This is a genomic window from Aquimarina sp. 433 (assembly GCF_054054605.1).
Window position 1 is genome coordinate 94,281 of record NZ_JBSWZK010000003.1, and the last position, 13,133, is coordinate 107,413.

Sequence of the window (13,133 nt, forward strand, 5' to 3'; positions counted from 1 at the left end):
AAATTTTTAATAAGTAAAAACCTTAATATTATACAGTAAATGCAGTAGATAACTAATATAAGTGTTGTTTGTAATCACTATCTTTGCGCCTTTAAAAACAAAAAGGCCACCGTGATAATCTAATACTATGACGATTACACTGCACGATTTAAAATTTACACCCTTTATTGCCGAAGATGAAATCTCAGCAGCAATAGATACATTATCTCTTAATCTTTCTAATGATTTATCGGATAAGAAACCACTTTTTTTAGGGGTGTTAAATGGTGCGTTTATGTTTGTTTCAGAAGTATTGAAACGATTTAATCATGAATGTGAGATAAGTTTTGTAAAATTAGCCTCTTATGATGGTATTCAGACAACTTCTGAAGTATCTAGACTTATTGGTTTACAGGAAGATGTTTCTGATAGAACTGTTGTTATTCTAGAAGATATAATTGATACAGGTCATACCATAGAGGAATTGATCGACATACTAAAAAGTAAAGGTTGTACCGATATAAAAATTGCTACCTTATTTTTTAAACCAGAGGCATATACCAAAGAAATTCATATAGACTATATTGGGATAGAGATCCCAAATCGATTTATTGTGGGATACGGATTAGATTATAATGGTTTAGGACGAAATCTTACAGAAGTTTACCAATTAAAACAAGACAACATGACAAATTTAGTGTTATTCGGACCTCCAGGAGCAGGAAAAGGAACACAAGCAGAAGTTTTAAAAGAAAAATACAATCTAGTACATATTTCTACAGGAGATGTATTTAGATACAACATAAAAAATGCTACAGAATTAGGTACATTGGCAAAATCATATATTGATAAAGGTCAGTTGGTTCCTGATGAAGTTACTATCGATATGCTAAATGCTGAAGTAGATAAAAACCCTGAAGCAAAAGGATTCATTTTTGATGGTTTTCCTAGAACAGAAGCGCAGGCTGATTCCTTAGCAGAATTATTAACTTCTAAAGGATCAGAAGTTAGTGCTATGGTCGCATTAGAAGTGGATGATGAGGTATTGGTACAACGCTTATTGGAGCGCGGAAAAACATCGGGACGTCCTGATGATGCCGATGAAGGAGTGATTAGAAATCGTATTAAAGTATATTATAACGAAACTGCGATTCTTAAAAACTACTACCAAAAACAAGATAAATATTATGGAGTAGATGGAGTAGGAGGAATTGAAGAAATCACTGAGCGTCTTAGTTCGGTAATCGATACTTTATAATTAAGAAAGTTCATGATATGGTCAAAAAACTTAAATAGTTTTTTGACCTGTTCAGAAAGTACCAGAAAATGAATCATTGGATACGCTTCCAATTGATCTAAAAAGATATCACGTAGGATGACAGAAGGGAATTTTGTAGATTATGTAAAGTTGCATGTAACTTCAGGAAATGGAGGTAAAGGATCCGTGCATTTACATAGAGAAAAGTATATCACCAAAGGAGGACCAGATGGAGGAGATGGAGGTCGAGGTGGTCATATCATTATTAGAGCAAATGCTAATATGTGGACTCTGTATCATCTAAAGTTTAAAAGACATTTTAGAGCGGAGCATGGAGGACACGGAAGTAAAAATAGAAGTACAGGAGCCGATGGAGGAGATGTTTTTATAGATGTTCCTTTAGGTACTGTAATAAGAGATACAGAAACACAGAATATTCTTCATGAAATTACGGAAGCAGGACAAGAAATTATCATTGCCGAAGGAGGAATGGGAGGAAGAGGAAACTGGCATTTTAAGAGTTCTGTAAATCAAACACCTCGATACGCACAACCAGGTGTGGAGGGACAGCAGCATGATATTACGCTAGAATTAAAAATTTTAGCGGATGTAGGATTGGTAGGTTTTCCGAATGCAGGAAAATCAACATTGTTATCTGTGATTACTTCTGCAAAACCTAAAATTGCAGATTATGAGTTTACCACATTAAAGCCAAATCTTGGTATCGTAGAATACAGAGACTTCCAGACCTTTGTGATGGCTGATATCCCTGGTATTATAGAAGGGGCTGCAGAAGGAAAAGGAATCGGGCATCGTTTCTTAAGGCATATAGAACGTAATTCTACTTTATTGTTTTTAATACCTGCTGATGCAAAGGATATTAAGGAGCAATACGAAATACTATTAGATGAATTACGAAGATACAATCCAGATCTATTAGATAAAGAGCGATTAATTGCTATATCAAAATGTGATATGCTCGATGATGAATTAAAAGCAGAGTTGCGAGCTGAGCTAGATGAACAGTTAGAAATTCCTTATCTGTTTATTTCTTCAGTTGCTCAGCAAGGTTTACAAGAGCTTAAAGATAAGTTATGGCAAATGCTTAACTAATCTTTACGCATACTACTTTTTTATACAACATTATTGTTGTTTCTTATTGTAAAATTAGTTTTGTAGCAATATCAAATTTTTCCATTTTAAGAAAATATATTCCTTTGGAATATCCATTTAGGTCAACAGTTTTACCGTTACCATTTTTTACTTCTTTTCCAGTGATATCATATACAATCCAATTTGTGCTTTTAGGTAGGTTGTAATCGCCGGTACTTGGATTGGGGAAAATTTTGTTGGATATATCATTAGACTCTTCGACGGATAAAGTATTGGTGTAAAAATCCCATTCGTTGATTCTTTGTTCCGATACTCTAAATTCATCAAACCATACGTAAAAATCTTTGTCCTTAGGAGCGTAATTGTCATAATCAGAACCTCCTAAGAAGGTGGAAATGAGAATATGATTAATAGTTATGTTTTCTCTATTTTCTGAAGGGTTTCTATAGTAATTGAAATAGTCAGAACCAACGAAATCATAATTTACACCATCTACCCAACCTTCAAAAAGGCCATCATTACCATTTGGACTACTTTCCAATACGTAATGTAGTTCGATATTGTGCCATCCTTGTGCTTTCAGATAGTTTTCATATTCAAACGAACAAATGTTATCACCATCTACCACTCGATCTCCCCAAAAGCGTAATTCATTTTCATCTTCATTAGCAGCATCATCAGCAGGTTCTTGTTCTCCAGGAAGCTCCATATAAAACTGAATTCCACCTCCTTTTCGAAACATAATTCTACCTTTCCATCGATTTCTATCTCTTTCTCCATCAGGAGTATTTGGATCTGATCCACCTAAGCTTGGGAGCTTTCCGCCACATAAACTAAAGTCAAAATCATCGCTAAATTTAATCCAGTACGAAAGATATAAATCCGAAGATTCATAATAATTATCTTTAAAGGTATTCATTAATGGAATTCTAGTGTCTATTCCAGAATTCCCTGTTTTTAATAAGCCTTTTGGGTATTTTACTTTTAAAGAAACACCTCCTGGATCGATACTGTTTTCATAATCTACGGATGCTCTGTCTTGTGTATCATCTTTTTGACCATTTACTAGCTGACCGTCGTAAAAACCAATTCCGTTAGAAGTGGGGAAGTCATCCTTTAGTTCATTTTCTGTATACGTATCTCCAACTCGCAAATGATCAAAGCTAATATGGTATTCATCATTTGCTAATAATGGATCTGGAGCAAGTACTATATTTCTTTCTGAGGTGACCTTTATGGTTTCGTACTTAAGTGCGCCAATTCTTAATTGAGTATTGCTATTACCTGAGGGCAAATTAAAATTACCGCTTTCATCAGTTTTAGTGTAATTATATACATTATTGGCATCACAGACTAAAGCATTTTCTACTGGATTTCCTGATTGATCTTTTACTGTTCCTGATAATTGAGCATGTACGCAAGTAACGGATGTAATAAATACTAGGAGATATGTCAATCTCTTCTTCATGAGGTTAAGAGTTTGCTAAATAATAGTATAGCTCTACAATATTTACTTTACTATTATTTATGGTTTACGTTGGTTATACTGCAAACCTAATGTAAAAAGCAAATCTTTGTTCTGTTTACTAAAATTTTTTTACGAAAATTTACTTAAAAAATAATTTATTAGTTTTTCTAGAAGTTCTTCCTAGTTGTTATTTACTATTTTTTGGAATCGCTTGGAATTGGAGGAGGGCCTTCTGGTACAATAGCTTCATAAACTTCATCTCCTTTACGTTCTTTATATTCAGCTTTTACCTTTTCTAAAGCTTTTGGATCTTCGTAAAGATCGGTCATAGTCATTGCCATTGCTTTTGATGCATACAACATTCCTTTATGTCCAATACTCATTCCACCACAAGCAACAACAGCCCACGAATGCCATGGTGTGTCTTTAGGAGCTGTGGTAACTCCAAGATTGATATTCGGAACATTCCAGCTAACATCTCCAACATCTGTAGAACCACCACCAGGATGTTCTTTTGTTTCTTCCAGCGGATTAATAGCACTATCCATACCAACTTGTTCTTTCTTGGTAACCTCTTGAATTTTTTTACCAAAAGCAATTTCTTCATCTGTATAAGTGATTGGTCCTAAAAGTTCTAAGTTCTGTTGCATCAATTTTCCACCTTCACGATTAACTAAGACTTCATAAATTCCTGAAATTAGAGAGATTTTATAATCTACATTCGCCATAATCGCAGCTCCTTCTGCCATTTTTTTAACACGCTCATATACTGGTATCATTCCAGAACGTTTAGTGTCTCTTACTCGCATCCATAATCTGGAATAATCGGGTACTACATTTACTACTTGCCCTCCATCCTGAATATGGTAATGCATTCTCACGGTTGGTTTTACATGTTCGCGGTAATAGTTGATACCTGTCGTATAAAGTTCTAATGCGTCTGAAGCACTTCTACCGTTCCATGGATCGGCAGAAGCATGTGCTGCCTGCCCAAAAAATTCGACTTTAAAATCTACCAATGCCAGAGAACTTTGAACATCAGCTTTGGTAGAAGCTGATGGATGCCAACTAATATTAGCATCAACACCATCCCATAAGCCTTCTCTAACCATCCAGATTTTCCCGAAGTACTTTTCTTCACTCGGAGTTCCAAAAAACTTAACAGTTCCTTTAATTTTTCCAGATTCTATTAATTCTTTTACTGCAATTGCAGCTCCTAAACTTCCTGCACCAAACAGGTTATGTCCACATCCGTGACCAGCGCCTCCTTCCGTTAATGCAGCTTTTGTAGGTTGTGCTTTTTGAGATATTCCTGGTAATGCATCAAACTCTCCAAGTACACTAATTACTGGTTTTCCTGAACCATAAGAAGCTACAAAGGCAGTTGGCATTCCTGCTACACCTCGTTCTACTTTGAAACCTTGTTTTTCTGCATAATCGGCCAGTAACTTAGATGATTGATTTTCCTCGAAAGCAGTTTCTGCTAATGCCCAAATTTGATCGCTGATATCGATTAACTCTTTTTGATGCTTTTCTACAGAAGCAATAATGGCTTGCTTGGTAGATGATAACTTTTTTTGACTATATATTGGAGTAAACGCTAATACAGAACAAAAGAATAGATTTATGAAGTTGAATGATTTCATATGATAGTCTGAATTGAATGAGTTTGCTTGTGATACGAGTCATAAAAATAAGACTTTTTTATGGTTTCAATCCTATATAAAGAATTACCTGTAATAAGCTGGGGTTAAAGATTTAAATGTATTTGTATAAAACGCTTACGGTACAACCACAGGTCCATAAAAACGATTACTAACTTACTACTTACGAATACTCATTTGTTAACATTTCTTAACGTTAATTACAATAGATTTAACCCAAGATAAAGTAATAGAATAGATATTAAGTTGTTATCCATACTTAAGAATTAATAATAAATCAATTTTTAAAATGAAGATTAAAACCCCATTTAATTTTTTAGCTCTTATTCTTATCATAACTTTTGTTTCTTGCGATAATTTGGTTGTAAAGAAAAATCCAAATGCAGGAAAAAATGACAAGTTAATTGCACAAGCTGATATACCTGTAGAAGAAAATAAAAATCTTACCATCAATGAGATTTTATCATTTGATATTGCTTTTACTCAATTAAATGAAATCGTAAAATCTTCAGAATTTTCTGAGAAATTCAAAGGAGAAAAATCATTTACTGTTTTTGCACCTTTAAATGGAGCGTTCTCTAAACTTCCAAAAGGAACGTTAGAGGATCTTAAAAAAGAAGAAAACAAAGAAAGCTTAGCAGCTATTTTAAATTGTCATATTATACCAGGTACGATAAACGAACAAGATATTATCAAAGCAATTAATGAAGGAGGCGGAAGTGTTAAATTAAGAACTCTTGGAGGAAACAAATTAATAGCTAGTAGGAAAAGAGGAAAGATATACTTGATCGATAAAAATGGAAATGCTGGAAGATTGATGAAAACAGATATTGAAGCTACAAACGGAATGATTCATACCCTTGAAACAGTTATGCTTCCGAAAAAATAAAAGACCATAATTTAATGTGTTTGTTTAAAACCGGGAAACCTCACAATAGATAGAGTTGTGAGGTTTTTTTTGTTTTGTAAGGTTATAGAGGTTTAGAAAACACTTTATTGCTAACTACTCTAAATTCTAGAGCAACTAAAATCAGAATGATGAAAGCCTCAAGACCAAAATAAAAGAATCCCCATAGCGTCATCTGATCATAATAAAAGATAACCGCCCCTACAGTTATAAAACAATAGATTAGATTAGCAAATGCGATTATTTTTACGAAAAATTCATATTTTAAAGGGTTTAAGAAAAAGCAAACAGTAGAATATAGGAGCAGTACGATTGCTATTATGGCCAAAAAATGTAGTGCTTTTAGTGGAATTCCTATGAGCTGTCGTATAGCAGGAAGTAAAATGGATAAAAACACCAAAGTTAGTAATGCGCCTATTCCATCAACTAAAAATAATAGTTTAGGATTTTTCCTAAAAAATGGAACTAATGATGACAAGATATAGCTCATTAATTGATATGTTTTCTAACTATAATATATATCAAAAGCAATTAGTTTAGATAGAGCAGAAAACCTCTTAATAGCATGGTTTATTTCTGCTTTAACCTTTACCAACATTAAATGAATAAGTAGCTACAATATCACCATTTATTCTAAGATGTGTGTCATAACGTCCTTTATTTTTAAAAGTACAAGTGAAAGATGTGATGTTATTGTTGTTTTGAGTATTGTAGATATGAATATTTTTTTCTTCTGATCCTGAGTAATAAACCAATTCAATATGATCTTTTTTGATTTTCCGTGAAGATTTAAAACTAAAAACGACTTCGGTATTTTTAGGTATAGCTGTATCTAATTTATTCGGTGAGACGGGCTGTATATCGTTTGCAAAAGCTTCTCCATAGATCAACGGAGCGCTTACAAATGAAGAGACTTTTATCGTATCATCTAATAGCCATTCTTGATGTATTGGAAAGTGATTTTTGGCAAAAAATACTGGATCAGTTAAGAAATAGCCGTCATTATAGGAAGTGATAAAAACACCATATTCATCGAGGTAGCCACTAGACCAAGTAGCATCACATAAGTACCATTTGTTATTTAGCTTAACAGCATTCCAAGAATGATTAGGCATTTCTAATTTTTTGATATTAGAGGAAACAGACCTGCCATAACCATCAATAATTTTACAAGAAATGTCGACCAAATTGCAAAGTTCTTTAACCAAATATGCATATCCTGTACACATGGTTTTCTTTTTGTTTACTAATCTCTTGAATACTTTTTTCTTGTATTGATGATTCCATTTCATAAATGAAACGGAATCATTTCGATACTTCCTTCTTTTTCTACTTACCTGAGAGAATTGCACTTGATCTCCTTTTATATTTTGACAAACCCATGTGTATATCGCTCGGAATTTCTCTACCTCAGTAGGTAATTCATTAGTTAGCTGATACGCTAACAACGGAAGATTTTCTAATGAAGCTCTTTTGTAAGAAAAAGCAATCTTATCCGCTTTGGTAAAGTCTACGGATTTAAAATCCGAAACTTGGGAAAATACATTGCAAGCAATTAGAAGAAAGAGTGTAGTGCTAAGAAAAAATTTCATGTGTATGCTTAAATTAATCTTTTGTAGAACTATATAATTTTTTCACAGCTACTTTTCCCATCAGAACACAACCATCTGGTTTTAGATTTACATTAAGTGCAATATTGTTTCCAGAGGTGTTATCTTGAATTTTTACTTTTTTTGACGTAAAACCAATATAGCTAAATACCAGAACATCTCCTTTTTTTAGCATTACTGGAAATTCAAAATTGCCATCAAAATCTGTTGATGTACCAATGGCAGTTCCTTCTAGTAGGATATTAGCACCTGGTAATGGATTTCCGCTTTCGGAAACAATACCCTTAACTATAATCGAATTGTCATTAATAGCACTTTGAAGTTTTGAAGGATTATTAATTGAGTTTCTTGTTTGATTATCTATGTTTTGCGCATGAGTCTTAGCAAAAGAGAATAATGCCATACAAGCTATAGTGATTGCTCCCAAAACATTAAACTGGCTTTTTCTAAATTCCTTGTAAGTAGTTAATTGGTGTTTCTTAAATCGACCACAAACGTTATTCGAGGATTGGCTTTTAAAGTAGTTTGTAATTTCTACAGAAGTCATACCCGAAAAATCTATTACTTCTTTTGTACAATGATTACAAAATCCACCTTTATCTGTTGGAGAAAAGTTTTCGAAATTCTGATGGCATGGCTCTTTGATGTTTACAGTAAATTGATTCATAATCTTATTCTTTTTAGTTTATACATCAAACTTAGACGCTTTGTTTTGTATATAAAATGTAGAATTAGGGAACACAGCTTTTAGATAGGTAAACATTGCTTTTTGCAGAGTGAAGAAGAGTTATCTTGGCAGTTAAATGAGTTAATCTCTATTTGTATTGTAAATCTTTGGTTGTATCCATCTTATCATAAAGTAACCAACAATTAAACCAATAAATGAAAAAAAGATGTCATTAATATCATAGACATTATTGCCTCCAAGGTTATGAATTTTTAGTTCTTGAGTTATCACATATACTCCAGCTAGTATAGTTGCTAGTACGTAAAGTTTGTAGATGGAGATTTTTGTTTTTTCGGGGAGTATACGGAAATTAATATAAAGACCTATTCCTGTTAGTAGGAATGTCCCTATGATTGATTCAAAGAAATTGGGTAATGAAAGTAACACGATTTTAACCCAGTTATAGGTGCTGCTATTTAAAACAGTTGGTCGAATGAATTTGAGTATAATAAACAGGAAGACTAGTATCGTTTGAATTCTCGCTAGTTTCAATAAATCGGTCATGAAAATAATTTTGTTGATGCTTACTGGTCTATTAAATACATGAAATGTTACTCATCCATACTCTATTGCATAAAATGATTATTAATTCTTTAGAGGGGTATTCATCCAGTAGTTGGATAATATTTCGGGAGAGATAACAGATTTACTTTTAAAGATTGGTTTGGTTTTTATCATAAATAAGCTGTCACGTATTGCTTTTGTATCTATGGATAATTCTTGTACAAAAAACTCTCTGTACTGATGGAAAGAAACTGATTCTCTTTGGTTGATGAGGTTTCCTTCTAAATCTCTGATGTTTTTAATTTCTATAGCGATTGCTCTATGGCTTTGCTTTTTTTGCTTGCTAATAAGCTTGGTGCCGAAAACTAATTTTCTCTTTTTAGGATATATATAGATGTTTTTTTGTAGTAGTCGAATACTGTCTATTTGTAGTTTAGTTCCATAATACCATAGGCTATAATTTCTTTTTCTAAGAGCCTCTCTTGAAAAAGGTCTTTTATTAAGAACAATTTCGAAACGTTTTTGCATTTGATTTACATATACTTTTTCAGGGAAAAATTTTGGAGGATATGATGTTTCAAATGTATTATCAAATGAAATATAACTTGGATACATTTTTTCAAAACGTTCTTGGTATTCTATAATGATTTCATAGAGTAATTTTCCAGATGTTTTTTCCGTTGTATTTTTTTCTTCATCTTCAGGTTTAGATGAGTCAAAAACTGAATATATCATCTTATAGATTTTGAAATCTCCTTTGCTGATATAGATTTTTCCAGAAACCTTTATGTTTTGCTGGGTTTTGGAAATACCAATGGTATATAATGGTATATTATCAATAGAAGTAGAGGGAAGTATTTTAAATCTATGGTTCTTTATGAAGTTTCTGTTAAATCTATTCACAAAATCATAAGTATTTATACGATAGTTTCGGAGTGCATCATGTAATCTTAAGAGTGTATATTCATTTCCGCCTTGTCCATTCAATGTTGCGTTGTTAGATATAATTTTATCTCTATTTACATAATTATAGGGTTTGGCGGCAATAGTATCAACGGGAAAGTCTAAATTATTTTTGTATTCTAATATTTTTATTTTGGTTTCTTGTAAATCATCAGATTCAAAACCTTTATCAAAAACTTCTAAAATGGCTTCATTTAAATTTATATAAGATTGATCTTTTATTTGGTAATCTCTATAATAGCCTACATATGAAAAAGGAGAAAATGGATGATTTTCTGGTATCTTTTCTATGGCTAGTCGTACAATTATATTTGCTCCATATCGTTTTATCTTTTTGGTATTCGTTACAACGACTTCTTCCAATTCTTCAATTTTCTGAACTAATGATATGACATTAACTTGTTCAGATTTGAGTTGAGATAATAGTATGTTTTTAGAGATATATCCTATTGAAGATACAACTAGCGTATCGCTTATGTTTTGAATGTTCGTAGGAATCTTAAATCCACCATCTGCATTTGAAATTAGACCTTGAGATTTATTTTTGATTCTAATGGTTGCAAAAGAAATCGGTTCTTTGGTTTTAGAATCGACTAATTTTCCTTGTATAAATTCACTTTGTTGTCCAAATACTATAATCGATTGAAAAATAAATAAAAAGAAATATGGTTTTGGTGTCAGTTTTGAAAACAAAGACATACCGTTTTTGATTGAATTTGATTAGATGAATTGTAAAACGTATTAAAAATAAAGCTTAATTCTTTGTTTCACAATGGTATATGTTAAAATAACAATTCTGTAACATAATTGAAGTAATAGTAGTACTATTTAAAATTTTACGTTTTTGCTAATTCAAAAACGGTAATTTCTGGTCTTACATTAAATCGTACCTGATATAAATGTCCGATGGCTCTGTTGATGTATAGTTTTCTTCCATTGGTAAGATCAATTTCTCCAGCATCGTATTTTTTATTCTTAACCGGAAGTAGAGGAGGTTTTAGAAAAGGTGGTTTGCATTGTCCTCCATGGGTATGCCCAGATAATATCCATCCTTCATAATCATCCCAAACATCTAGATCACAAACATCCGGATTATGGCAAAGTGTGATATTAGCTTCGTTCTTGTTTTGTTGTGATAATATTTGTTTTGGGTTAAAGTTTAATCCCCAATAATCATCAATTCCAATAATGTTTAGCCCGTTTATTTTTTCCGAGTTATTACTTAAAATTTGAATTCCAGCTTGTTCGAGTTGGTTGGTAATTTGATCAGCAACATCCTGTTCAGACCATTCCTCTCCATAATCATGATTGCCAAGAACTCCATATGTGCCAATTTTTCCTCGAACTGTGTACTTCAGAACGTCGTCTAACTGCGCAAATTGTTGTTCATTTTCGTAGCTAACATAATCACCTGTATATACTACAAAATCTGGATTAAGTTTTTGAGCTTTGATAAAAGAATCAATGATGTATTGATAATCAAATTCATTTCCAATATGTACATCACTAATTTGCATCAGTGTTTTTCCAATAAATTGATCTGGGAGATTTTTCACAGGCATTTTTCTATGAACAAATTCTAACCAAAAAGGTTCTATTTGCCAAGTGTAAAAACCTGTGGCAATAGCAATTCCAGCAGTTCCTAATATTCCTTTTTTTATAAACTTTCTTCTATTCATACATTTTTTGAGAATAATGCTAGGATACTAACTCGATAAACAACAGTGGATTTACGTGTTTTTAGGTTTATTATCTAAAAAATTATTCAAAAATACAATTCTTTTATCTGTTGAATAAATTTTTAGGTTGAATGACATCTACTCGTACTATTTTATCATTCTCAAAAGTGAAAATTTCAACAATGTTTTGACCAATCTTATCAGATTCATCAAGCCAAACTTTGTCATGTAGAATTACTTTATCATCTATTTCCACTAGGTGTTGTATTTCAGATATAATATTTGGATGACTTTTAAAATGGTTCTCTCTATTAGCTTTCAAATTTTCTCTTCCATGTATCTTTATTTCAGATTCAACAAAGACCTTTACATTTTGATCAAATCCAAGCACGTATTTTTCAGCATTTTTTTCGTTAACGGCATCAATTATAGAAACAATCGTTTTACTATTCTTTCCTGAAATTTCATAAGTGGGTTTGGAGTTATTAGTGCAACTGATGAAGCATAGACCGATTAGTACGGATAGTATTTTAACGGTGTTCATAATTCCCTTTATTTTTTGTTCTTTTTATTCCACTCTCCCCAGTTTTTAGATTCTTTTCGCCAAAGAGGTTTTGCTTCTATATCTAAAGAGTGTTCGGGATACAAAACGTACCAAGTTGTTGCAGTATATCGATCAGTACCACCACCAACAATAGAATCTTTGAGATAATTGGTCATGAAGTTGGTAGCATAGCCGTTAGTTCCTGAAATTTTTGTCCAATGGTTTTGTGTTCTGAATCGAAGTTTAAGAGAGTCATTATCAATTGCTGGAGCTTGACCAACAATGGTATTGATTTGTGCGAAAACTTCTTTTCCTTCAAAAATGGTTAAAAAGGTTGCATCGGCAATATGTTCGACCCGATTACCACCCCAACCAATTCTAACTGGATATCCTAATCGTACCGCATCGATTAATTTTGATTTATCTCCGTAAATGATATCACCACTTTCATCATTTTGAAAAACCTTTTGCCAACCGGCATTAGATTTTTGAGGAGAATTACAAGAACAGCACAGGATACATATTAAACAAAGAATTTTTACTAAGTGATTTGTTGTTTTCATTTTGAACAATTTTTATTAGCATTTCTTTTAATAAGATGATATATCCTATGGAAGTGTTCATCCGATATAATGAGTAACCAGCTCTTAATGTACGACTAATTTTTACGGTATATTGAATTCTTATTTAGCAATTACTTGTAAATGTATAATTAGG

13 protein-coding genes are annotated in these 13,133 nt (G+C 32.4%); 4 read left to right on the forward strand and 9 right to left on the reverse strand.

The annotated features are described in order from the left end of the window. Window positions 1-127: 127 nt before the first annotated feature. Complete coding sequence (locus tag ACWNT5_RS07225) at window positions 128-1,237, forward strand: adenylate kinase (RefSeq protein WP_456516998.1); 1,110 nt, start codon at window positions 128-130, stop codon at window positions 1,235-1,237. Between the two features lie 117 nt (window positions 1,238-1,354). Continuing rightward, a complete protein-coding gene (gene obgE / locus ACWNT5_RS07230; protein WP_299608512.1) occupies window positions 1,355-2,350 on the forward strand; it encodes a GTPase ObgE in 996 nt (331 codons plus the stop codon). Between the two features lie 43 nt (window positions 2,351-2,393). Here the strand turns inward: obgE and ACWNT5_RS07235 are convergent, their stop codons facing one another. Both ACWNT5_RS07235 and ACWNT5_RS07240 read right to left on the reverse strand, forming a co-directional pair. Continuing rightward, entirely contained in the window at window positions 2,394-3,818 is a 1,425-nt protein-coding gene (locus tag ACWNT5_RS07235) for a polysaccharide lyase (RefSeq protein WP_456516999.1), read from the reverse strand. A gap of 194 nt (window positions 3,819-4,012) precedes the next feature. Beyond that, entirely contained in the window at window positions 4,013-5,464 is a 1,452-nt protein-coding gene (locus ACWNT5_RS07240) for an amidohydrolase (protein ID WP_299608507.1), read from the reverse strand. A 307-nt stretch (window positions 5,465-5,771) separates the two neighbouring features. On the opposite strand from ACWNT5_RS07240, the gene ACWNT5_RS07245 reads away from it, so the two are divergent. Then, window positions 5,772-6,371: a fasciclin domain-containing protein gene (locus ACWNT5_RS07245; RefSeq protein WP_299608504.1), complete on the forward strand. Its 600-nt coding sequence runs from the start codon at window positions 5,772-5,774 to the stop codon at window positions 6,369-6,371. A gap of 338 nt (window positions 6,372-6,709) precedes the next feature. Beyond that, the gene (locus tag ACWNT5_RS07250; protein ID WP_299608501.1) at window positions 6,710-6,874 is read left to right on the forward strand and encodes a hypothetical protein; all 165 of its coding nucleotides are present in this window, start codon (window positions 6,710-6,712) and stop codon (window positions 6,872-6,874) included. Between the two features lie 96 nt (window positions 6,875-6,970). On the opposite strand, the gene ACWNT5_RS07255 is transcribed toward ACWNT5_RS07250, so the two are convergent. From ACWNT5_RS07255 to ACWNT5_RS07285, 7 genes are all read right to left on the reverse strand, one after another. Next, window positions 6,971-7,981, reverse strand: coding sequence for a transglutaminase domain-containing protein (locus ACWNT5_RS07255; protein ID WP_299608497.1), 1,011 nt, complete (start codon window positions 7,979-7,981; stop codon window positions 6,971-6,973). Window positions 7,982-7,994: 13 nt separating this feature from the next. After that, window positions 7,995-8,666, reverse strand: coding sequence for a carboxypeptidase-like regulatory domain-containing protein (locus ACWNT5_RS07260; RefSeq protein WP_299608495.1), 672 nt, complete (start codon window positions 8,664-8,666; stop codon window positions 7,995-7,997). Window positions 8,667-8,807: 141 nt separating this feature from the next. Continuing rightward, complete coding sequence (locus tag ACWNT5_RS07265; RefSeq protein ID WP_299608494.1) at window positions 8,808-9,230, reverse strand: hypothetical protein; 423 nt, start codon at window positions 9,228-9,230, stop codon at window positions 8,808-8,810. An 81-nt stretch (window positions 9,231-9,311) separates the two neighbouring features. Beyond that, window positions 9,312-10,892, reverse strand: coding sequence for a carboxypeptidase-like regulatory domain-containing protein (locus tag ACWNT5_RS07270; RefSeq protein ID WP_299608490.1), 1,581 nt, complete (start codon window positions 10,890-10,892; stop codon window positions 9,312-9,314). A 137-nt stretch (window positions 10,893-11,029) separates the two neighbouring features. Then, on the reverse strand, window positions 11,030-11,872 hold the full coding sequence (locus tag ACWNT5_RS07275) for a metallophosphoesterase (protein ID WP_456517000.1): 843 nt from the start codon (window positions 11,870-11,872) through the stop codon (window positions 11,030-11,032). A gap of 103 nt (window positions 11,873-11,975) precedes the next feature. Beyond that, the gene (locus tag ACWNT5_RS07280; protein ID WP_456517001.1) at window positions 11,976-12,416 is read right to left on the reverse strand and encodes a hypothetical protein; all 441 of its coding nucleotides are present in this window, start codon (window positions 12,414-12,416) and stop codon (window positions 11,976-11,978) included. A gap of 8 nt (window positions 12,417-12,424) precedes the next feature. Next, window positions 12,425-12,979 (reverse strand): hypothetical protein, encoded by a 555-nt coding sequence (locus ACWNT5_RS07285; protein ID WP_456517002.1) that lies wholly within the window; start codon window positions 12,977-12,979, stop codon window positions 12,425-12,427. Between the last annotated feature and the right edge of the window lie 154 nt (window positions 12,980-13,133).